Raw genomic sequence first — 22,853 nt, forward strand, 5'->3', positions numbered from 1 at the left:
CGTCCGTCACCCCTTCATGCCGGTCAGCGTGATGCTCTCGACGAAGTATTTTTGACCGATAAAATAAAACAGCAGCGAAGGCAGCATCGTCACCATGGAGGCGGCCATCAGATAGTTCCACTGCACGTTGTTCTGGCTCTTGAAGAAGTTGATGCCGAGCGTCAGCGTGTACAGCTCCGGCTTGCTGAGGTACAGGATCGGCTGCATGAAGTCCTTCCAGCTGTCGTTGAATTGGAAAATCGTGATCGTCACGATCGCCGGCACGGTCAGGGGAAGGATGACCCGCAGCAGGATGCCGAAGGTGGAGGCGCCGTCGATCTTGGCCGCTTCCTCGAGATCCGCAGGGATCGACATGAAGAACTGCCTGAGCAGGAAGACGAAGTACGCTTTCCCGAAGAACAACGGCACGATCAGCGGATAGAAGGTGTTGATCCAGCCGAACTTGGTGAACATGTAGAACTTCGGAATCATCGTCACGGTGTCCGGCAGCATCATGGTCGCGAGCGTCAGAATGAACAGGAACGAGCGTCCCCGCGCCTTGAAGCGGGCGAAGCCGTACGAGACGATGATGCAGGACAGCACCGCGCCGATGATGGACAGGACGGTGATGATGATCGTGTTGTTGAACCATTGCCCGAAAGGCAGGCTCGTGAAGGCGGTCTTGTAGTTGATCCACTTGACCGGATCGGGAACCCACTTGGGCGGCCAGGTGAATACCTGGTACGACTCCTTGAGCGAGGTGGACAGCATCCAGGCGAAGGGCACGAGCATGATGAGGGAGCCGATCGCCAGCAGGACGTAGATCAGCGAATTTTTAAACAGCAGTCTGCTGCGGTTCGTCGAGGTCATGCGGGATCAATTCCTTTCCCCTTCGTAGTAGACCCAGGCCGCCGAGGACTTGACGACGAGCGCCGTGAGCGCCAGGATCAGGATGAAGAGCACCCAGGCCAGCGCGGAGGCGTAGCCCATCCTAAAGTTCTGGAACGCGTGGTCGAACAGGTAGAAGTTGAAGAACAGCGTGGAGTTCATCGGCCCGCCCTTGGTCATGACATAGGCTTCGCCGAAGGTCTGCATCGCGCCGATCACGCCCATGACGAGGTTGAAGAAGATGGTCGGGGTCAGCATCGGGATCGTCACGTTCCTGAACTTCTGCCAGCCGCCCGCGCCGTCCAGCTCCGCGGCCTCGTACAGCGAAGGCGGGATGCCCTTGAGGCCCGCCAGCCAGATGATGACGCTGCCGCCGACCGTCGATCAAAGGCTCATGATGACCATGGAGGGCAGCGCCCACTTCGGATCGAAGATCCAGCCCGGCCCGGCGATGCCGAAGTAGCCGAGGATCGTGTTCAGTAGGCCGATCTGCGGATTGAAGATCCACATCCACAGCACCATGACGGACACGCCGCTGACGACGGCCGGTAGGTAGAAGATCGTGCGGAACAGCCGCATGCCGCGGACCGCCTGGTTCAGCAGCAGGGAGAGAAGGAGCGAGCAGATCAGGCCCAGCGGCACCGAGAATACCGAGTACAGCGCGGTCACCTTGAGGGACTGCCAGAAGAGCGGGTCGTGGTTGATCGCGGTGTTATAGTTTTTGAGTCCGACGAACTTCGCGGGCGTCAGCATATCCCATTGGTTCAGGCTGATCCAGAGCGAAGCGACCATCGGCACCGCGAAAAACACGAGCAGACCGATCAGCCAGGGCGAGGTCAGCAGGTAGAAGGTGCGCTCTTCCTTGCGCTCCGCCTTGGACAAGCGGCGCTTTGGCGGCTTCGGCTTCACGGCGGTGTATTCGGTTGCTGTCGCTGCCTTTTCCATGATCATGCACCTCTTTCTTTTGTGAAATGCCGGCTAGGCGGCGGATAGCTGCAAAAATGCAGTTAAATCAGGCTTATATCGAGGACGCATCCGATTGAGCCGGTAAGGGGAATTAAGTGCATTTTCACAGCTATCAAATCTGGTTAGGATGGCGCCGGGAGCCAGGAAGATCGGCGGGAAGCGCGCTCCCCGCCGTCGTTCCGAATGCTGCATGGCTTGCCTCGATGCGCGCGGATTCTTACTGGTTCTTGGCCGTCGCGAGATCGGTCGTCGCCTGCTTGACTGCGGCGTCGAGCTCCTTTTTCACGTCGATCGGCTTGCCCAGCATCATCTTGTCGAGCACGGTCTGCATCGCCTTGGCGCCCGACGCGCCGAAGAATTCGCTCGTCTTCTCCGGGAACTCCTTAATATTCGGCACATCGTCGAGGAACGGCTTCAGGTGCTCATCCGTCGCCTGACCCAGCTTCTCCGTCGTGGACTTGACCGCCGTGAAGGCGTATTGCGCCATGATCTCCTGGCCTTGGGGACCGGTGAGATACTTCAGGTACTCCCAAGCCGCGTCCTTGTTGGCGGACTTGGAATACAGGCCGTAGCCGGAATAGCAGATCGTGTTGGCCGCGCCGCTCGGGCCGACCGGCATCTGCGCGACGCCGAAGCTCAGATCCGGGTTTTTCTTGTATTCGGCGACCGGCCAGCGGCCCGTCATCGTCATGGCGACTTTGCCCGCCGCGAACAGGTCGACGCCTTGAAGCGCCGCGGAGTCGGAGCTCGATGGGCTGATCTTGTCCTTGAGGTACATATCCTGGTACAGCTCGAGCGCCTTGACGGTGCCGTCGCCGTTCATGAAGCCGTCGAACGACTCGCCGTCGGGGCTGATGACGCTGCCGCCGTAGCTGTTGATGAGCGGCAGGATCGCGCGCAGCCAGCCGCCCGGCAGCTCGACGCCCCACTGCGACGTTTTGCCGCCCTTTTGCACCGTCAGCTTCTTGGCCGTCTCGTAGAACTGATCCCAGGTCCAGCCGGTCTTCGGATAAGCGACGCCCGCGTCGTCGAACAGCTTCTTGTTGTAGAATATCGCGATGTCGGAGTAGTCCTTGGGCAGCGTGTAATATTTGTCGTCCAGCTTGCCGACGTCCAGCACGCTCGTGTAGTAATCGTTCAGGTCGATGCCGGACGCGCCCTGGATATACGGCGTCAGGTCCTCGAGCGCGCCCTTCTGCATAAACATCTTTACGTCGCCGTCGCCGATCTGGAAGATGTCCGGCGCCTGGCCGGCCGCGACTTGCGTGAGCAGCTTGGTGCCGTATTGGTCGGGCACGGATTCGATGTTAATCTTGACGTTCGGGTGCTCCTTGGTGTAGTTGTCCGCGATCTGCTGCTGCTGCTTGAGACCGTCGCCGCCGTCCCATGTGCCGACGCGGAGCGAGACGTTCTTGACCTCCGCCGAAGCCGAGGGGCTCGCCGGTGCGGAAGCGCTTGCGGAAGACGACGCGCCGCCCGAGGCCGGGGCCGAAGACGAGCCCGCGTTGTTGTTGTTATTTCCCCCGCATGCCGTCACCGCCATCGCAGAAGCCAAACCGAGTGCAAGTAATGCCGTTCCCCTTTGTCTCATGCACGAACACTCCTTTGGTTAGGTATGGAATATGTTTAAGGGTGTCCGCCGCCCCGATCGGGCGCGGCGGAGCCTCAGAAACCGAATGTCAGGCGTTCGCGGCGGCGGCCCTTGACTCGACGCGCACGGTGCGGCCGCTTGTATTGGAGACGATGCGAACGCGGTAGTCCTCGCCGTCGCGCTCGACGTCGACGCCCAGCGTCCCGGCGCCCAGCCGGATGCCCCGCGCTTTGAGGCGGTTCATGCCGGGCGGCAGCGCAGGCGCGAGCCGGACTTCGCCGGACGCGCCGTCGACCGCGAGGCCGAGCATGGCCGTCAGCATGACGAGCGGCGTGCCGGCCGCCCAGGCCTGCGGCGAGCAGGCGACCGGATAGCGGACGGGCCGGCCGCGGGCTCTCGCGTAGCCGCAGAACAGCTCGGGCAGCCGGGCGTTCTCGAAGTGCGCGGCCGCGGCCAGCAGCCCTTCGATGACGATGCCGCTCTGCTCCGGGAACCCGCCGGCGGCGAGTCCCAGGAGACACATCGAGTTGTCGTGGGGCCAGACGCTGCCGTCGTGGTAGCTCATCGGGTTGTAGCCGGTCTGGCCCTCGGCCATCGTGCGGATGCCGTAGCCGCCGAACAGATCCGGAGCCGCGAGCCGCTTCGCCACGGCGGCGGCCCGCTCCGGCGCGAACAGCCCCGAGGCGAGCGCATGACCGGGATTGGAGGTCACGGAGCGCACCTGGCGGCCGTCGCGGTCGAGCGCGATCGCGTAGTAGCCCTCTTCCTCCATCCAGAACGCCGCCTCGAACCGCTCCCGCAGCGCCTCCGCCTCTACGGCGAGCTGTGCCGCGAATTCCCGCCAGTCGCGTCCCGGCTCCTCCGGCAGGCGCGCCAGCTGCTCGGCGAGCAGCCGCTTGGCCTGGTACGCGTACCCTTGCACTTCGACGAGCGCGATCGGCGTCTTCGCGTACTCGCCGTCCCGGTGCACGATCGAGTCGGCCGAGTCCTTCCAGCCCTGATTGGCGATCCCCTTGGCGGATTCGCTGTGATAGGTGACGAAGCCGCCTGCGTCCGCCGCGTTGCGGTCGATCCAGCCGAGCGCCGCCTCGGCGTGCGGCATCAGCTCGCGCAGCGCGGCGAGGTCGCCGGTCCACTTGACGTATTCGGCCAGCAGGACCAGGAACAACGGCGTCGCGTCCACCGTTCCGTAGTAAGGCGTGAACGGCACCTGATTCGTATTGGACAGCTCGCCGCGGCGCAGCTCGTGCATGATCTTGCCCGGCTGCTCGTCGCGCCAGGCATCGTCCCGCTCGCCTTGGTAGCGCGCCATCGTGCGCAGCGTCGCGAGCGCGACCTCGGGCCGGACGGGCAGCATCTGCAGGGCGGTGATCAGGCTGTCGCGCCCGAACAGCACCGCGTACCAGGGGAGCCCCGCCACGGGGAAGCGCCCATGCCCTTCGTCGTTCATCAGCACGCGCAGGTCCAGCACGCCCCGCTCGTATAGCGCGTCGAGCTGCGGGAGATCCGTCTCGAGCGTCGCGGACGACGCGACCCAGTCGGCATAATCGGCATGGAGCTTCTCCAGCGCCTCGGATCTCGGATAGACCTCGGGCTCGGCGTCGCCGATCGTCGGGATGAGCAGCAGCTCCAGCGCTTGGGACGCGCCGGGTGCTAGAGACACCGCCAGGCTCAGCGTGCCGTCGTCTCCGGCGCTGGCCGCGGGGTCGTCCCAGCGGACCTGCAGCGCCCGGCGGATGCCGTCCGTGCCTTGGTACGCGAAGCGCAGCGAGTCGCCGTCCGCGACGGGCTTCTCCGGTATGCCGAGCTTGCCGCCCATGAAGCCGCGGACCACGAACATGTCCGTGAAGTCCGCTTCGAACCGCAGCGATACGTCAAAGGCGAGCGGCATGGGGCTGAAGTTGGTCATCGTCAGCTTGTCGTACAGGACGTCGCCGTAGATGAAGCGCATCCGACGCAGCTCGACGGATTCCCGCCACAGGATCAGCTCGCCGTCCGCCTCCATGTGGGGGTTCGTCAGCACGGTCTCGGACAGGTAGTTCTGGTCCGCCTCGGATGACAGCACGATCGGCTTGCGCCCGTTGATCAGCAGCTCCATACGGCTCAGGAACCGCGTATCGCTGCGGTACAGCCCGTAGCCGGCCTGCTGTCCCTCGCCCGCGTCCGCGGGCGGCGGCACGACGTCGCCGGACAGATCGGTCAGCAGGAAGAGGTCGTTATCTTTAATCACCCGGTAGTCCATGGCGCATTCTCCTTCTTGCTGTTTGTTGCCGGCACGCGATTCGGTTAACCGCTTTCATTTATCCGGCAAGGTTTTCCAAAACGTTTCGGTTTTCGAGGAAATAAAAACGCCTCTCAGTCGTCATGGCTTGCGGGCCAAACGATTACCCGGATAAAGGCGCGGTGCTCTGACGGACGATCAATTCGGACTGAAGCGTGATCTTGCGGCCGACGTCGCGGTTCTCCAGCATATCCACCAAGAGCTGCGCGGCTTGATAGCCCATCTCGTAACGATCCTGGCGAATGGTGGTCAGCGGCGGCGAGCAATGCGCGGCGATGGCGATATCGTCGTACCCGACGATCGACATCCGCTCTGGCGCCCGGTGGCCCAGCCGCTCCAGCGCCCGCAGCGCGCCGAGCACCATCAGGTCGCTCGCGGAGAATACGGCGGTGACGTCGGGATGCTGGTACAGGATGCCGTACATAGCCTCGAATCCGCCTTCTTCACGGAAGCCTCCGTTGTAGATCAGCTTGGGGTCGAAGGGGATGCCCGCTGTCTCCAGCGCCTGCCGGTAGCCCTCGAGCCGGTCCTGGCTGACGGCGGCCTCGTCGTGCCCGTTGATCATGGCGATGCGCCGGTGGCCGAGCCCGAGCAGGTGGTTCACGGCCGATACGGCCCCCCGGACGTTGTCCGTCGTGACGTGTCCTACGTTGCGGCTCTCGGCTGGAATGTCGATGAGCACGCACGGGAAGTTCGTCTTGTGCACGACCTCTTCCAAGTACGGATCGTGCAGCCGCAGACCGGACAGAATCGCGCCGTCGACGTTGCGTTCCTTGCACAGGTCGGCGTAGGACTTGGACAGCTGCTTCTTGGGGTTGGTGCTGAAGAGCAGGATATCGTAGTCCAGCTCGACCGCCCGGTCGTTGATGCCGCACAGCGTCTCGAAGGCCAGCGAGTCCTTGGCGCCTTCGCGGTTGATCTCCGACAGGATGACGCCGATCGTCCGCGTTTTCTTGGTCACCAGGCTTCTCGCGACGGCGTTCGGGCGGTAGCCCATCTGGTCGGCGATCGTCTGGATGCGCTTGCGGGTCTTCTCGTTCACGTCGCTGTAGCCGTTGAGCGCCCGGGAGATGGTCGTGATGGATACGCCTGCGGCTTTTGCCAGATCTTTGATGGTGGTCAACGTATCCCATCCTTTCCAAAACGTTTCGGAAGCTCGTGACCTCATTATATTCCGTCATGTAAGCCTTTGCAAGAACGAATTTAGAGAAGATGCTATTGGGAAAGATAACACAAAAAAAGCTTCCGTAACCGGATCTCTCCGTCCGCGAAGCTTTATTTTGCTTATCGATCCGGTACGACGCGCAGCTTACTGCTCCATCTGCTTGGCCAAAAAGCCGGCCGCCGTCTCCACCATCTTGCTCTCCATCTCGGCCATCTTGCGGCCTTCTTCGCGGCTAAGCAGCACGACCGTCCCTATAGGATCGCCGCCGGCTACGATGGGAGCGGCTACGAAGGCACTCAGCGTCTCGGTAGTATCCCGCAGGAGATCGAATTGTCCTCCGTTCGCTTCCAGCGTGATCTTGCGGCTTTCCATGCACGCTTCGAGCGTCTGGCCGATCGCCTTCTCCAGATACTCCTTCTTGGACGTACCGGCCACGGCGATGACAGCGTCGCGGTCCGAGATCAGGCAGATGTGGCCCGTGCTCTCGGAGAGGGATTCGGCGTACTCCTTGGCAAAGTCGCCCAGCTCTCCGATCGGCGAATACTTTTTAAGGATAACTTCTCCGTCTCGGTCTACAAAAATCTCCAGCGGATCGCCTTCGCGGATGCGCAGCGTCCTGCGGATTTCCTTCGGGATGACTACTCGGCCCAAATCGTCGATGCGGCGTACTATTCCGGTTGCTTTCATGGTTTCGAGATGCCCCACTTTCCTTGGATGTTTTGGACCATGGCCCGAAGCCGCATCAGGTACGGCATACGGCATGTATGACGAACGCGGTAGCTCTGGGATAAGGATTGATCTTTTACCATGGGAGTAGTATTTAACCCCTCCCATTTTCTTATGCGCTCGCCCATCGGCGGTCGCCGAGACCACTCCCTCGTTTTCCAGTTATTACCCGACACCGTTCGACCCTGAATCAAAGGATTCGGCGGCGACCAAACGGGACAGGGCCCGTCCCGGTCTCCATGGAGACCTGCGGACGAGCCCTGCGGGGAATTTTGATGATTGAGCGGTCTTGTGAGGCGTTGATTATCTAACGTTGTCGTCGATGCTTTTTGCGAAAATCTCGCTGCCGTCCGGGGCGCGCACGGACTCGTGCGACCTCGTGGCCTCCTCGATCTGGCCGAACGACCAGCTCGACGCCGGCACGTCCGGGAAGGAAGCCTTCACGCCGCCGAGCGGGCCGCGGTACAGCAGACGGTTAATCATCGTCACCGCCTCCTGGCGGACGATCGGCGCGGCCGGCTTGAAGGTGCCGTCCTCGTAGCCGGTCGTCAGCGCGTTGCGGAAGAGCGCTTCGATCGCTGCCGACGACCAGCGGCCCTCGGCGTCCGCGAACTTCGGATCGAGCGGCTGAGCGACCTTCAGCTTCAGATAACGGACCATGACCGCCGCGAGCTCCTCGCGGGTGACGGGGCTGTCCGGATGGAAGCTGCCGTCCACATAGCCCGTGAAGATGCCGTTATCCGATGCGATGCGGATATAACCGCTCGCCCAGTGACCTTCGCGGACGTCGCTGTATTGCGCCTTGAGCGCCGTGCTGCCGCCGTCGATCAGGCGCGCGATGATCGCGGCCAGTTCGGCGCGGGTCAGCGTCCGGTTCGGAAGGAACGTCTTGTCCGGATACCCGAGAATGTAACGGGTATGCGCGACGTTGCCGTAGCGGTTGGAGAAAATGAGCAGCTTGGCCGACGCTTCCGCGCCCGCGGCGCCTTCGGCTGCCTGATTGGCTGCCGATGCCTGGGCTTCCAGCTCGGCTATACGTTCGGCGGTGTCGATCTGCGGCCACTTCAGCTTGACCGTGTATTGTCCGCCGGCGCCTGCCTCTAGCGTACCCGGCTTCCATACGATCTTGCCGCCGGAGACCGTTCCGCCTGCAGCGTCCGTCACTTCCGCGCCTTCGGGAGTCGCGAGCGCGATCTGCGCATCCTTCGCCGCTGCATCTCCGGCGTTGTGATACTTGACGGTCACGGTCGCCGTGCTGCCCTCTTCATAGGTGCTGCGATCGATCGATACGTTCACGACCAGATCCGGCTTGCCCGCAGGTTCAGGTACGGCAGGCGTTGCCGGAACGGCCGGAGACGGCGAGCTCGACTGCGGCGTCAGGGGCACGTCATGGCGAACGATGGCGAACTCGACCGGTATCGTCGGGCTCACGTACGTATCGTACCCGGCAGCCGTTACCACCAGGTAATAGTCGGTCTGCGGGTACACCATGTAGGCGTACTTGCCGCCGTCCTTGCTCGTCTGCGGGTTCGCGTTGTCGTTCGGCGCGAAGCCTGCGATCGCGGGCAGTACCACTTCGGTGCCCGGCGTGAGGCCGGCTGCCCTGTTGCGCGGCGTATCCGCATAGTACAGGACGACATTGGCGCCATTAACCGCCGTGCCGCTGACTTTATCCGTGATGTCGCCGTAAGGGTCGATCAGCTCGTCGAGAATGTTGAGCTCGCCGTCATCGGATAATTTGAACTGCGGCAGCGTGCCGTCGTTATCGACCGCGTTCATGATGATTTCTTTGGGCGCTCCGCCGTTCTGTGCGTCGGGCAGGCTGTATACGATGGCCAGACCGTACTTCTTGCCTTTGACGAGTCCCGGGATGCTGAACACGCCGCTCGGGTCGAGCGCGAAGGTATCCTGCCCGTTCAGCGTGACGAACTCGCGGGTATCCGGGTCTTGAATCTTGATCTTGAGCTGGGACGCCATATCGCGGTCGGCCGCATCCTGATCGTCCAGCAGCTTCTGCGAGCCGTCGGGCTTCGCCATAACGATGATGCCAGTCGCGACCTTGTCGGAGTCGAAGTATTCGTCGCCGCCGCCCGAGATATTGCCTACCGTGGCGGTCTGCTTGAACGAAACCTGCTTCGTCTCGCCGCCGACGGTGACCGGCTTGATAATCTCGATGGTATAGACGAGATCCCCCTCCGGCACCGGGATCGAATAACGGCCCAGCTCGTCGGTCGTCGTCTCCGAGGAGAAGCCGATCGCCGCGTTGGCGATGCGCACCGTGATGCCTTTCTCGACGACGCGCTGGCCGTCAACAGTAGAAGCTACGACGCCTCGGATCGCCGCGGGCTGGAACGTCACGTTGATCTGCTGGTGGCTGTAGATGCCTTTGTCCGTATCGTGCGCGTCCGCCGTAACCGGGATGACCTGGGCGATCGTGCTCGAGATCTTGCTTGTTTTATAGGGTATGACCGCTTGGCCTGCCGCATTGGTCACGGCTTCGTCTCCCTCGGGGAACGTGCCTGACGTTGCGCCGAACTGGATCTTAACGCCGGGGACAGGCTGTGCATTGCTATCCGTCAAGGTCGCCGTCAGCTGCGACGTGGATACGCCGTCGCCGATCAGCGAGTCCGGATCGGCGACGAGCCGGATGACGTATGTGCCGTGCTCGGCGATCGCGATCGTCACCTTAGACGGCGTCGATGTGGCGCCATGGCTATCCGTGACCGTAAAGGTAAAGCTATCCTCGCCGCCGAAGCCGGGTGTCGGCTTGTACGTATAAGCGCCGTCCTCGCTCACCGTCACCGTGCCGTGCGAAGGATCGCTTGCCTTGGCGAAGGTCAGCGTATCGCCCGTGTCGGGATCGCTGCCGTGCAGCTCACCGTCGTATACCGCACCGTTCACGCTGATCACGACGTCTTGCGCGATTGCAATCGGCTTCCGGTTCGCGACCGTGATCGTCACCGTTGCCGCATTGGAGTCGGCCTTGCCGTCATTGGCCTTGAATGTAAAGCTGTCGGGGCCGGCATATCCTTGGTCCGGCGTATAGGTATAGCTGCCGTCCGAATTCACGACGACTGTGCCGTGCGTCGCGTTCGTGTTGAGCGAATACGTTACATCGTCGTTCGTGTCTGCATCGGTGGCGGATAGCGTGCCGCTCACCGCGGTATTCGGATACGTAGTCTTCGCGTCGTCGTGCGCCACTGGCGCCACGTTGGCTGCTACGATTTGGCCGTAGCCGTCGCTTACGACCGGCGAACCGGTGATTACGCCTGCTGCCGCGACTGGCGTGACTTCGAAGAAGATGTACTTGCCGGCGTCGCTTGCCACCGGCGTGTACGTCTTGCCCGTCGCGCCGTTGACGACCGTCTTGTCGCTGCCGTCCGCTTCGCTGCCTACGTACCACTTGAACGTGGATGTCGCTTCCAAGTTGTTGTCCGCGTCGTTATACGTGTAGCTGCCCGTCAGTGCCTGACCGACTTCTTTATCGCCGGATACGCTCACGCTCGTTGCCGTAGGCGCCGTGTTCGCAGGCGCGATCTTGCCATAGCCCGCGCTTACCGCCGGCGAGCCGGTGAGTACGCCTGCTGCCGCAACCGGCGTGACTTCAAAGAATACATATTTACCGGCGTCGCTTGCGACCGGCGTGTACGTCTTGCCCGTCGCGCCGTTGACGACCGTCTTGTCGCTGCCGTCCGCTTCGCTGCCTACGTACCACTTGAACGTGGAGGTTGCTTCCAAGTTGTTATCCGCGTCGTTATACGCGTAGCTGCCCGTCAGCGCCTGACCGACTTCTTTATCGCCGGATACGCTCACGCTTGTCGCCGTCGGCGCCGTATTCGCCGGCGCGATCTTGCCATAGCCCGCGCTTACCGCCGGCGAACCGGTGAGTACGCCTGCTGCCGCAACCGGCGTGACTTCAAAGAATACATATTTACCGGCGTCGCTTGCGACCGGCGTATACGTTTTGCCCGTCGCGCCGTTGACGACCGTCTTGTCGCTGCCGTCCGCTTCGCTGCCTACGTACCACTTGAACGTCGACGTCGCTTCCAGGTTGTCGTCCGCGTCGTTATACGTGTAGCTGCCCGTCAGCGTCTGACCGACTTCTTTATCGCCGGATACGCTCACGCTAGTCGCCGTCGGCGCCGCGTTCGCAGGCGCAATCTTGCCATAGCCCGCGCTTACCGCCGGCGAACCGGTGATTACGCCTGTTGCCGCTACCGGCGTGACTTCGAAGAAGATGTACTTGCCGGCGTCGCTTGCGACCGGTGTATACGTCTTGCCCGTCGCGCCGTTGACGACTGTCTTGTCGCTGCCGTCTGCCAGACTGCCGACGTACCACTTGAACGTCGACGTCGCTTCCAGGTTGTTGTCCGCGTCGTTATACGTGTAGCTGCCCGTCAGCGTCTGACCGACTTCTTTATCGCCGGACACGCTCACGCTTGTCGCCGTCGGCGCCGCGTTCGCAGGCGCAATCTTGCCATAGCCCGCGCTTACCGCCGGCGAACCGGTGATTACGCCTGTTGCCGCTACCGGCGTGACTTCGAAGAAGATGTACTTGCCGGCGTCGCTTGCGACCGGTGTATACGTCTTGCCCGTCGCGCCGTTGACGACTGTCTTGTCGCTGCCGTCTGCCAGACTGCCGACGTACCACTTGAACGTCGACGTCGCTTCCAGGTTGTTGTCCGCGTCGTTATACGTGTAGCTGCCCGTCAGCGTCTGACCGACTTCCTTGTCGCCGGACACGCTCACGCTTGTCGCCGTCGGCGCCGTGTTCGCAGGCGCGATCTTGCCATAGCCCGCGCTTACCGCTGGCAAGCCGGTGAGTACGCCTGCTGCCGCTATCGGCGTGACTTCAAAGAATACATATTTACCGGCGTCGCTCGCGACCGGCGTGTACGTCTTGCCCGTCGCGCCGTTGACGACTGTCTTGTCGCTGCCGTCTGCCAGACTGCCGACGTACCACTTGAACGTCGACGTCGCTTCCAGGTTGTTGTCCGCGTCGTTATACGTGTAGCTGCCCGTCAGCGTCTGACCGACTTCCTTGTCGCCGGATACGCTCACGCTTGTCGCCGTCGGCGCCGCGTTCACGATCTCGGTCGTGTCCGTCACCGGAGCAGAGGGGTTGCCGTTCCCGTTGACGACGCTAGCCGACACAGTGATGGTCCCCATGGCCATCGCAGAAAGATCTACAGTTTTGGAGTAACCACCGCCGTTAACTACGGTCGTCGTATAGGTCTGAATCGTACCTGCCGAATCTTGTACGGTTAACGTGACCGCATCGCCCACCGACGCCTTGACCGTCGTCCCTTGGAGGACCACGTCGGCCTTCTCTGTGCCCGACAACTTGCCGTCTCCACCATCCTCTACGTTTAAGGTGATCGTAGGAGAGTCTGCGTTGGGATACGTCGCGGGATCGTTAAACGTTCCTCCCACGGCTCCAAAGTTAAGCGAGAACTGCCGTCCCACACCCGTACCGTTGCTGAACGTATTCGTATTGCCGATCACGACGCTAATGCTCTGAACAGGAGCCGAATAGTGCGCGATGAAAGAAGCCGAGTTATCGAATTGAACGCCGTTCAACGAGGAATTGATGCCCGAGAATCTCGTGCGCCCGGCAGCCGGCCGATTCGTCGCGGAGTTCGTATCGTAGATGGTGAGCTTGGACCGGTATGAACTATTGCTGGAGCCCGGATTGCCGATCTCGTAGCTGGAGAATCCCGCAACTTCGGCGTACTCTTGCGCGGATGAACTGCCGTCCAGGTCGATTGCCGTGAGATGGAACCCGACCAAGTAAACCGGATCGCTTGTCCCGGTTTTAACAAAGCTGATCTCGAATAGTACTCCCCCGACGCCGCCGTTCGTCGAGACGGTGGGATTAAAGCGTCTGACGATCGCAGCGCTTGTATCGCTTGTATCGTCGTCCAGCAAGTTTAGCGTTGCGGTGGAATCCTTGCCCACGATTTTGACCAACGCATCAACCGTTATCCCGTTTTTGGTCAGTACCTTCGAATACCGATAGATGTTGTCTACAGCATAACCCGAAGAGGAGCCAGATTCGAGCTGCGGGTTTTTCGTCGGTGTTGTTTTGGACGTGAAATCCAGGTAGTCGCTGCTTGTCAAAGGCACCAAAAGCGGCTCGGAAGCAGCAGCGCTAGCTTTGGGAGGCGCAAAAGAAAAGGTGGATACGATCAGAGCTAGAATCAGCAGATGAATAAAAATGAATTTTGTAAGTTTACCTTTGGTGTCTAGATATCGTGGCATAGTAAATGAATCCCTTCCCTTATTCTCAAAGTTTTATTCCAAAATTCTACAAACGTGTTTTCCAGAATCCTCCCCTAGTCTATTGTTTACTTCCCTATTCAGGTCTTTTTAACCATTATCTATGAACGTTCTGAACAACTACTAAACAATCTGGAATTTACTCTCACTCTAATAGACTTAAGAATGCTCATTTATACCCATAAGTCATGGAAATAAAAAGAAATATCGTTTTTTTAAATTTGTTCAAACCGCGATTCCGTTCCATGCGTTACCTCTTACAAAACCTAAGATTATCGAGGAGGTCTTACGAATGAACAGATTCGGCAAGTTTATGTCTGCGCTTTCATTGGGCGCGATGCTATTGGTGCCCATGCTGGCATCGGCATCGGCTGAGGAAGCGCCGGCCGCGCAAGTTCAACCAGGCGGATCGGCAGTTAAAACCGACGGGCAGACGGCTGCGGAGTTAGGCCTGTTGATCGGCGATGGCGGAGGCGTCTCGGCCGAGTACCTCTCCAAAGGCACAACGCGCATCCAGGCCGCCATTATCTCCCTGCGGCTGCAAGGCAAACTGGATGCCGCCCAGACATACGCCGGCACCGACAATTTTGCCGACGCCAACCTGGCCGGCACGACCAACCGGCCTATCCTCGCTTACCTGCACGGCAATCCTCAATACGGCTGGATGGGCGAAGGCGCGAATCGCTTCAACCCGCTGGCTCCGGTCAGCTCTCAGCAGCTGTACAAAGTATTGCTGGAGACGCTGGGCTACCGGTCGAACACGGACTTCGCATACAAGGATACGGAGTCGTTCGCTTCCGGCAAGGGGCTGGCCTTAATCGCCGGCACCCCCGCGCTTACCAACGCCCATATGGCTACCGCGCTGGTCGAATCTTTGTCGGCGTCTACGGCAATGGGGCATTCTCTCTTCGACATGCTGCAGGAGGAGGGCGTTATATCCGCTTCCGCGAAGCTGCCCGCCGGCGAACGGATCTCGCTGCGTCAGGACGCCAAGCTCGGCACCTATCTCGCGGACGGACATGGCCGCACCCTCTACTTCTTCTCCAACGACGCGAATAATCTGGACGCTTGCCAGGACCAATGCGTGGCCAACTGGCCCCTGCTGAGCGCCGACGCGCTGCAGATTCCGCCAGGTATGAACGCGGCCGACTTCACGGTCGTCACGCATGCGAACGGCAAGAAGCAATGGATGTACAAAGGCTGGCCGCTCTATCTGTTCATTAAGGATGCCAAGCCCGGCGACACGCTGGGAGAAGGCGTCGGCGGCGTCTGGTTCGCAGCCAAGCCGGATTACCGCGTCATGATCGGCAAGAACGCGGAGTTGGGGAGCTATCTGACCGACAGCCAAGGCCGCACGCTTTATTACTTCGACAAAGATACGCCGCAAAAGAGCGTCTGCACGGAGAGCTGCCTTGCGAATTGGCCGGCGTACGGCACCGGCGCGGGGAGCGTGCCTTCTACCCTGAACGCTGCGGACTTCGGTACGATTACCCGCCCGGACGGCAGCAAGCAGGCGGCCTACAAGGGGTATGCGCTCTACTATTTCATCAAAGACGTGAAGCAGGGCGACGCGACCGGCCAGAACGTCAATCAAGTTTGGTTCGTGGTAGATCCCGCCAAGTTCTCGGGCACGTCAGCAGGCGCTGCCGCCGCTCCGGCGCCATCCGCCCAGAACGGCAAGACGTATCATATCGACATTAAGGACTATTCGTTCGGGTCGGGGCCGTTGACGGTCGAGGCGGGGTCAACCATCGTTTTCACCAATTACGACGATATGAAGCACAATGCGGTAGCGGTGGACGGCAGCTTCTCCGGTCCGCTTCTAGCCAAAGGCGAGACCTTTACGATTCAACTGGATAAGCCCGGAACGTACGATTATTACTGCCAGCCGCACAAAAGCTTTATGACCGGCCAAATTATTGTAAAATGAGGGGGTGTAGGCAGATGAAAAGCATCCTGGCGGCATCCCTGCTCGCGGCGATGCTGGCGCTGTCGGCATGCGGCGCTTCAAACGACAGCGCCGGGGCGGATAGCAGCCATGCCGCCCACTCGGCGAGCGCCACCGCTCAGACGGCGCAGACGGAGACTGCCGAAGCCTCCGCAACGGCGGATGGCAACAACGCGCCAGCTGCAGAGAGCACGCAGACCGCGGAGCCCACAAAGACCGCAGAGCCTTCGAAAACCGCAGAGCCTACGAAGACGGCAGAAAGTACGCCGGTACCCGCAAGCCCGAAGCCGGCAGCCAGTGCGCACTCGGTTGATTCAGGCCATGGGGAGGGCGGCGGCCATTCTTCGGCCTCTACCAAGCCTTCGCCTTCGGCAGCGGTCAAGATCGCTTCCCCGTCCCCGTCTACGGGGAGCAAGCCGACCGTCGCTCCGCCTTCTCCCTCCGCATCGGCGCAGGATGACAAGCAGGGCGGAAAAGGCGGAAGCGACGACGAGAAGCCGGCTGCCAAGACGCACGTCGTCGAGATCGCAGACTTCAGCTTTACCGTGGAAAAGCTGGAGATCCGGCCGGGGGACTCGGTCAAGTTTATTAACCGAGATAAGGTTAAGCATACGGCCACTGCGGACGACGGGTCCTTCGACACTGGGCTGCTCGGACAGGACGAATCCAAAACGGTCGTTTTCGACAAGGAGGGCGAATTCGGCTATTACTGCACGCCTCACCCCGGCATGAGGGCGACGATCGTCGTCAAGGCCGATTGAGAGCCCGAGCGCTGATTACCGAGCAGGGAGACCGCCAGAGCGGTCCCCCTGCTTTTGCCGTATCGCCCGAAGCGATCGTCCGACCGGAACGCCATAAGAGCGGAGGACATCCGCAAGCCGACCTTGGGGGCTGCGCCAACATGCACAATTTGACCGATTACGAGTTAATGCTGCTCGTCAAGCTCAAGCGGCAAGATGCGTTATCCGCCCTGTACGACCGCTTCGCAGGTCTCGTTTACTCCTATGCCCTCAGATCGGTCCGGGGCGAGCAGGCCGCGCGGGATATCGTACAGTCCGTGTTCGTCCGGCTGTGGACGACGGAATCGGACTACGATCCGGACAAAGGCAAATTTACGAGCTGGCTCATCACCATTACCCGCAATATCACGACGGATTGGCTCCGCAAACAGCGCAGGCATGTCGAAGGAATCGTTCCTTATACGGACGAGGAGCTGGCGCGTATTCCCGACGAAGGCGCCTCGCCGGAGGCAAGCGTCGAGCGCGAATCGTTTAAAGGCCAGATTCGCGGCGCGTACCGTCATCTGAGCGAACCGCAGATCGAGCTGCTGGAGCAATTCTACTGGCAGGGCTTCACGCTCAAGGAGCTGGCAGCCCGATACGGGGAGCCGCTCGGCACGGTGAAGAACAGGCTGCATCAGACCTTAAAAGTATTGCGCAGACATCTGGTCGCGGAGGGAGAATGGTGACGATGCACGACAAGCAAGAGCCGCTATGCGATCTGTGTCTGTCCGTACTGACCGGCGAGTGCAGCGAAGAAGAGCGGCTCGCATTCGAACGTCATCTTCCGGGCTGCGAAGCCTGCCGAGCGGAATGGGACGATCTGCAGCTCGCATGGGGGGCGCTGTACGCCGACATGGATAAAATCGAACCGCCGGAGGATCTCAAGCGCCAGGTGATGAGTGCGGCTCTGGCGGCGGAAAAGGCGATCGCGGAAGACGCGGGCACAGACAAGCCGACGCCGATAGGCAGAAGGCAGGAGAGCGGTCGGCCCGCAAGAAGCCGCTGGCTGGCGATCTCCGCATGCGCCCTTCTCATCCTCCTGGCCGCCAGCTCCGTATGGAACTACAGGCTGTACCAGGAGAACGACCGCAGTCCGCTGCCGATCGAGCAGGCGCTGGCCGTACCCGCTTCCCAAGTGCGGCTGGCCGTCCCGCTACAATCCCAGGCGCCGGAGGCTTCCCAAGCGTTCGGCATCGCCTGCATCGTAGACAACGGCAAGAACCGCCAATTTGTCGTCTACGTGTACGGCGCTTCGCCGACAAGCGGAAACGAGGCTTATCAGGTATGGCTGCTCAAGGACGGCGTCCGCAAGAGCGCCGGCACGTTCCGCGTGGCCGGCGACGACGGCGGACAGGGTCTGGGCGTGCTCGCCATGCCGATCGGATCGGCCAGCCTCGACTTCGACAAGATCGGCATTACGCTCGAGCCCGACGACAAAGGGGACAGCCCGCGCGGGGAGAAAATGTTCGGATCCGTTTAATTCTAATAAGAAAGAAAAAAGCACCCGGCTACCGATGTGGCCGGGTGCTTGCTATATTCGCTGCTTATTTGCTCGATGCGGAAGCCGATGCGCTCGCCGATGGGGAGGCAGGCGCACTTGCCGATGCAGAAGCGCTAGCGGACGGCGCTGCGGATCCGGAAGCCGAAGGAGACGGCGACGGTTCGGCCGGCAGCGTCACTTTGATCTTCAGCTTGTCCGTTTCTTCCTGAATGAACGTCTGCATCTTCGGATCGATCAGCGCCGTAACGATGGCGTCCTTGTCCGCCTGCGCGAGCTTGTCGTACGGCGTCTCTTGGCGCGCTTCGACCTTGATGACATGGTAGCCGTACTCGGTCTTGACCGGCTCGCCGATGACGCCGATCGCCTGCTTGTTGGCAGCATCCTTGAATTCCGCGACCCAAGTCTTGGCTTGCGTCTTGTCGTACAGACCGCCGGTTTCCTTGGAGCCCGTGTCGTCGGAATATTCCTTGGCGAGGGCGGTCCAGTCGCCGCCTTCCTCGAGCTTCTTCTTCACTTCCTGCGCGCGCTTCAGCGCATCGGCGTCGGAACGCTCCGCGTTGGTCGTCGGGTCCGTGAAGGAGACGAGGATATGGCGAACCGTATCGATGTTGTAGTCGGCAGGCGCCTTGTCGTACTCGGCCTTGATGTCGGCGTCCTTAACGGTCGCCTTGATCTCGTTTTCCTTGGCCGAGCTGATCTCGCCGCCCGTCGCCAGCGTCACCACGAGGTCGACCAGCTCGTCCTCGGTGATGTTGTTGGTCTTCATCGCATCCTTGAGCGAAGCGCCGTTCGTCTCGTCCTTCAGCGCTTCGTCGAGCTGCTTCTTGAACTCCTCGGACTGCGTCTTGCCGGCTTTCTTCTGTTCGTCGGTCGCACGCTCCGCGAACGCCTTCTGCAGAATGTATTGCTTGATGATCTCTTCCTTGTACTGCGGGATAGACAAGTACATCGCCATCTGCGGGTTGGTTACGTTCATGAACGCTTCGTACTTGCTGAACTCGGCTTGCTTCAGCTCTCCGCCGTCGTAGGTGGCGAGGACGGTATCCGGATCTATGCTAGCGGTCGCGCTGGCCGAAGCCGAGGGCGAGGCGCCGGATTCTGATTCTTCGTTTTTACCTTTGCCGCATGCGGTTGCCATGGCGGCGAGCAGAACGACGGCCAGCAGCAGAAAGGCGAACCGGCGATACGTTCCGCGTTTATTGTAGGGCATTTTGCAATTCCTCCTTGGATTTTGTCGCTTCTTTATATTGTAACAGAAATTCTTCTACAATCGCCAACATTGCATCGTCGTCGAGCCCTTTGACCCGGATCCGTACGAGCGGATGCGGCACCTGCTGGACGAGCTGTACCCGGCCCTGGTACCGGCTCTCGAGCGCCTTGAACTTCTTGGCGTCGAGCTCCGTCGCGCGCCGTTCCTCAAACTTGATCGTCAGATCGTCGTTGCGGTTGACGATGGACTCGATGCCGTACGCGCGGGCGAGCGCCTTGATCCGGGCGACGCTCAGCAGGCTCAGCACCGGCTTCGGCGGTTCGCCGAACCGGTCGACCAGCTCGTCGAGCAGATCGCTGACGTCATCGCCGGAAGCCGCGGCCGCCACTTTCTTGTAGATCTCGATCTTCTGGATGCTGTCGTAAATATATTCGGGCGGTACGTAGGCATCCACGCCCAAGTCGAGCTGCGTATTGACCGGCGGCGGGGGCGGGGCCTTCTCGCCATGCCACTCGGCCTTGCGGGCGTTGACCTCCTCGGCGAGCATCTGCGAGTACAGGTCGAAGCCGACGGACGCGATAAATCCGTGCTGCTCCGCGCCGAGCAGGTTGCCCGCGCCGCGGATGGACAGGTCGCGCATCGCGATCTTGAAGCCCGAGCCGAGCTCGGTGAACTCCTTGATCGACTGCAGCCGCTTTTCCGCCACCTCGTTCAGCACCTTGTCGCGTTGGTAGCCGAAGTAGGCGTACGCGATCCGGTTAGACCGGCCGACGCGGCCGCGCAGCTGGTACAGCTGGGACAGGCCCATTTTGTCCGCATCGTGCACGATCAGCGTGTTGACGTTCGGGATGTCCACGCCCGTCTCGATGATGCTCGTGCTGACGAGCACGTCGTATTCGCCGTCGAGGAAGTCCAGGATCGTGCGCTCGAGCTCCTGCTCGGACATCTGGCCGTGCGCGACCGCGATCTTGGCGTCCGGCACGAGCGCCGAGATCTGCTCGGCCATCTGATAGATGCCCTGCACCCGGTTAAACAGGAAGTAAACCTGCCCGTCCCGCGCCAGCTCCCGCTCGATCGCCTCCCGGACGAGCGTCGGGCTGTATTCGACCACGTAGGTCTGGACGGGGAAACGGTTCTCCGGCGGCGTCTCGATGACCGACAGGTCGCGCACGCCGAGCATCGACATGTGCAGCGTCCGCGGGATCGGGGTCGCCGTCAGCGTCAGCACGTCGACGCTCGTCTTGAGCCGCTTGAGCTTCTCCTTGTGCGAGACGCCGAACCGCTGCTCCTCGTCCACGATGAGAAGGCCGAGGTCCTTGAACACGACGTCTTGCGACAGCAGCCGGTGCGTGCCGATCAGCACGTCGACGGTGCCGGCCTTGACGCCCTTGATCGTCTCCGTCTGCTCCTTGCGGGTGCGGAATCGGCTCAGCACCTTGATATTGAACGGATAGCCCGAGAAGCGCTCGCGGAACGTCTCGTAGTGCTGCTGCGCGAGGATCGTCGTCGGCACGAGCACCGCCACCTGCTTGCCCTCGATGGCCGCCTTGAACGCGGCCCGGATCGCGACCTCCGTCTTGCCGTAGCCGACGTCGCCGCAGAGCAGGCGGTCCATCGGCCGGGGCTTGCGCATGTCGGCCTTGATCTCCTCGATCGCGCGCAGCTGGTCCGTCGTCTCGTCGTAGGGGAACATCGCCTCGAATTCCTGCTGATACGGCGTATCCTCGCTGAAGCCGTAGCCCTGCGTGGCCTGGCGATCGGCATACAGCTTGATGAGGTCGTCCGCGATATCCTTGACCGAGGAGCGCACCTTGGACTTGACCCGGTTCCACTCCGCGCCGCCGAGCTTGCTGACCTTCGGCTCCTTCTCGTCCGATCCGACGTACTTCTGGATCAGGTCGAACTGCTCGACAGGGATGGACAGCTTGTCGCCGCCCGCATAGACGACGTGCAGATAATCCTTGTGGATGCCGTTGATCTCCAGCGTGCCGATGCCCATATACTTGCCGATGCCGTGGTTCTGGTGGACGACATAGTCGCCGACCTTCAGCTCCGTATAGCTCTTGATGCGCTCCGCATTGTCCATGCGGCGGTCGACGCGGCGCGCCTTGCGCTGCTTCTGCGTGAACATCTCGCCTTCGGTGATGACGACGAGCTTGACGGACGGCATCTCGAATCCGCTCTGCAGGTTGCCCTCCACGATATCCGGCGTCTCGATCTGATAGTCGTCGAGCACGCGCCGCATCCGCTCGGCCCGCTCCGCGTTGCCGGCCAGCATGACGATATGCGCGCCTCCCTTGCGCCAGCGCTCCATCTCTGCCTTGAGCAGATTCATCTGGCCATGGAAGCTCTGCATCGAGCGGCAGACGAAGTTCACGATGTTCTGCGGCTGCGTATGGGGGATCTGGCGTACGAACAGGGACAGGTACACGGTCTGGAACGTGCGCGGGTAGAGCGCCTGCTCCGCCGGCACGGCCAGCGCGAAGCCCGGCAGCGACTTGCCCTGCGACAGCAGATGCGTCGACCATTCCGTCTCGTCCCGCTCGAGCTGGCGCGCCGTCTCGCCTAGCCGGTTCGGCTCGTCCATGATGAGCAGCGTATCCTTGGGCATATAGTCGAACAGGGTCTGCCTCTCGGGGTAGAGCAGCGATATATATTTATAGATTTCGGAAAAATACGTATTCTGCCGCAAATCGTCGATTTCCCGGGTAATCTCGGTTTTGAGACGTTCCTTGGCCTGGCGGTCCGCCATCTTCTCCAGCTGGCGCTCGAGCAGCTCGAAGGCGTGCTGGGCCGCGTTCGCGAAGCGCCGCTCGTCGGCGATGATCTCGCGGCAAGGACGCACCGTGTAGCTGTTCATCTTGTCGATCGAGCGCTGGTCGGCCGGATCGAACGTGCGGATCGAGTCGATCTCGTCGTCGAACCACTCGACGCGCACGGCATTCGCGCTCGTCAGCGGAAAGAAATCCGCGATGCCGCCGCGCACGCTAAGATGCCCCTTCTGCTCCACGCGGTCCACGCGCTCGTAGCCGAGCCCAATCATGCGCCTCAGGAATTCGTCCATCGGCAGCGTCTCGCCCGCCTTCAGCGTGACGAAGGCGCTCGCCATCGTGTCGCTGCTCGGCTGGAACCGGCGCACGCCGGAGAACGGCACGACAATAACCCCGCGGAAGCCTTCCGCGAGTTGGAGCAATACATCCATGCGCCTAGCCGACGTCTCCGGACTCGAGATGGCCGTCTCGGCCGCGATCAGCTCGTTGGCCGGGTAGAGGAGCACTTCCTCGGCGGTCAGACATTCCTGCAGGTCCTCCGCCATCTTCTGCGCGGCGAACATATTGTGCGTCACGACGAGCACGGGTCTTCCCAGCTCCCGGACGGTCGCGGCGATCATCACCTGCCTGGCCGAACCGGACAGCCCCGCCACCAGCTGCTCCCGCATGCTGCCCCGAAGGCCCGCGAGGACGGACTGGAAGTCGGGGTCGGTGGCTAACGTATTCATTAGCGGCTTCATCGCTTTTCCCCTTATACGTACAATCT

At 61.4% G+C, this 22,853-nt stretch carries 14 protein-coding genes; 4 read left to right on the forward strand and 10 right to left on the reverse strand.

What is annotated here, in order from left to right:
• Positions 1-6 precede the first annotated feature (6 nt).
• From PQG80_RS22180 to PQG80_RS22215, 8 genes are all read right to left on the reverse strand, one after another.
• Complete coding sequence (locus PQG80_RS22180) at positions 7-849, reverse strand: carbohydrate ABC transporter permease (protein WP_271753827.1); 843 nt, start codon at positions 847-849, stop codon at positions 7-9.
• 6 nt (positions 850-855) lie between these two features.
• Positions 856-1,230 carry a carbohydrate ABC transporter permease gene (locus PQG80_RS22185; RefSeq protein ID WP_334219841.1) on the reverse strand — a complete coding sequence of 125 codons (375 nt, stop codon included), beginning with the start codon at positions 1,228-1,230 and terminating at the stop codon, positions 856-858.
• Between the two features lie 21 nt (positions 1,231-1,251).
• Positions 1,252-1,812, reverse strand: coding sequence for a carbohydrate ABC transporter permease (locus PQG80_RS22190; RefSeq protein WP_271753828.1), 561 nt, complete (start codon positions 1,810-1,812; stop codon positions 1,252-1,254).
• Between the two features lie 238 nt (positions 1,813-2,050).
• Entirely contained in the window at positions 2,051-3,424 is a 1,374-nt protein-coding gene (locus tag PQG80_RS22195) for an ABC transporter substrate-binding protein (protein ID WP_271753829.1), read from the reverse strand.
• 88 nt (positions 3,425-3,512) lie between these two features.
• The gene (locus PQG80_RS22200; RefSeq protein WP_271753830.1) at positions 3,513-5,666 is read right to left on the reverse strand and encodes an amylo-alpha-1,6-glucosidase; all 2,154 of its coding nucleotides are present in this window, start codon (positions 5,664-5,666) and stop codon (positions 3,513-3,515) included.
• Between the two features lie 142 nt (positions 5,667-5,808).
• On the reverse strand, positions 5,809-6,828 hold the full coding sequence (locus PQG80_RS22205) for a LacI family DNA-binding transcriptional regulator (protein ID WP_271753831.1): 1,020 nt from the start codon (positions 6,826-6,828) through the stop codon (positions 5,809-5,811).
• A 186-nt stretch (positions 6,829-7,014) separates the two neighbouring features.
• Positions 7,015-7,557, reverse strand: a complete 543-nt coding sequence (gene spoVT, locus PQG80_RS22210) for a stage V sporulation protein T (RefSeq protein WP_271753832.1) — start codon at positions 7,555-7,557, stop codon at positions 7,015-7,017.
• Positions 7,558-7,899: 342 nt separating this feature from the next.
• A complete protein-coding gene (locus PQG80_RS22215) occupies positions 7,900-13,722 on the reverse strand; it encodes a cadherin-like domain-containing protein (RefSeq protein WP_271753833.1) in 5,823 nt (1,940 codons plus the stop codon).
• A 445-nt stretch (positions 13,723-14,167) separates the two neighbouring features.
• Here PQG80_RS22215 and PQG80_RS22220 point away from each other — a divergent pair, with 445 nt between their 5' ends.
• From PQG80_RS22220 to PQG80_RS22235, 4 genes are all read left to right on the forward strand, one after another.
• Positions 14,168-15,805: a plastocyanin/azurin family copper-binding protein gene (locus tag PQG80_RS22220; protein WP_271753834.1), complete on the forward strand. Its 1,638-nt coding sequence runs from the start codon at positions 14,168-14,170 to the stop codon at positions 15,803-15,805.
• Positions 15,806-15,819: 14 nt separating this feature from the next.
• The gene (locus PQG80_RS22225) at positions 15,820-16,584 is read left to right on the forward strand and encodes a plastocyanin/azurin family copper-binding protein (protein ID WP_271753835.1); all 765 of its coding nucleotides are present in this window, start codon (positions 15,820-15,822) and stop codon (positions 16,582-16,584) included.
• A 140-nt stretch (positions 16,585-16,724) separates the two neighbouring features.
• Entirely contained in the window at positions 16,725-17,291 is a 567-nt protein-coding gene (locus PQG80_RS22230; RefSeq protein ID WP_271753837.1) for an RNA polymerase sigma factor, read from the forward strand.
• A gap of 2 nt (positions 17,292-17,293) precedes the next feature.
• Positions 17,294-18,085: an anti-sigma factor domain-containing protein gene (locus tag PQG80_RS22235; protein WP_271753838.1), complete on the forward strand. Its 792-nt coding sequence runs from the start codon at positions 17,294-17,296 to the stop codon at positions 18,083-18,085.
• A 64-nt stretch (positions 18,086-18,149) separates the two neighbouring features.
• Here PQG80_RS22235 and PQG80_RS22240 read toward each other — a convergent pair whose 3' ends face one another.
• Both PQG80_RS22240 and mfd read right to left on the reverse strand, forming a co-directional pair.
• A complete protein-coding gene (locus PQG80_RS22240; RefSeq protein WP_271753839.1) occupies positions 18,150-19,316 on the reverse strand; it encodes a peptidylprolyl isomerase in 1,167 nt (388 codons plus the stop codon).
• Entirely contained in the window at positions 19,303-22,827 is a 3,525-nt protein-coding gene (gene mfd / locus PQG80_RS22245; protein WP_271753840.1) for a transcription-repair coupling factor, read from the reverse strand. Before mfd ends, PQG80_RS22240 begins: the two co-directional genes overlap by 14 nt.
• Positions 22,828-22,853: the final 26 nt, after the last annotated feature.

Origin of the sequence: Cohnella rhizoplanae, from assembly GCF_948329515.1 — a bacterium.
In the GTDB taxonomy this organism is placed as follows: domain Bacteria; phylum Bacillota; class Bacilli; order Paenibacillales; family Paenibacillaceae; genus Cohnella; species Cohnella rhizoplanae.

Coding starts and splice junctions, on each gene's coding strand:
- PQG80_RS22180 (WP_271753827.1), bottom strand. CDS start 849: ATGACCTCGACGAACCGCAGCAGACTGCTGTTTAAAAATTCGCTGATC.
- PQG80_RS22190 (WP_271753828.1), bottom strand. CDS start 1,812: ATGGAAAAGGCAGCGACAGCAACCGAATACACCGCCGTGAAGCCGAAG.
- PQG80_RS22195 (WP_271753829.1), bottom strand. CDS start 3,424: ATGAGACAAAGGGGAACGGCATTACTTGCACTCGGTTTGGCTTCTGCG.
- PQG80_RS22200 (WP_271753830.1), bottom strand. CDS start 5,666: ATGGACTACCGGGTGATTAAAGATAACGACCTCTTCCTGCTGACCGAT.
- spoVT (WP_271753832.1), bottom strand. CDS start 7,557: ATGAAAGCAACCGGAATAGTACGCCGCATCGACGATTTGGGCCGAGTA.
- PQG80_RS22220 (WP_271753834.1), top strand. CDS start 14,168: ATGAACAGATTCGGCAAGTTTATGTCTGCGCTTTCATTGGGCGCGATG.
- PQG80_RS22225 (WP_271753835.1), top strand. CDS start 15,820: ATGAAAAGCATCCTGGCGGCATCCCTGCTCGCGGCGATGCTGGCGCTG.
- PQG80_RS22230 (WP_271753837.1), top strand. CDS start 16,725: ATGCACAATTTGACCGATTACGAGTTAATGCTGCTCGTCAAGCTCAAG.
- PQG80_RS22235 (WP_271753838.1), top strand. CDS start 17,294: ATGCACGACAAGCAAGAGCCGCTATGCGATCTGTGTCTGTCCGTACTG.
- PQG80_RS22240 (WP_271753839.1), bottom strand. CDS start 19,316: ATGCCCTACAATAAACGCGGAACGTATCGCCGGTTCGCCTTTCTGCTG.
- mfd (WP_271753840.1), bottom strand. CDS start 22,827: ATGAAGCCGCTAATGAATACGTTAGCCACCGACCCCGACTTCCAGTCC.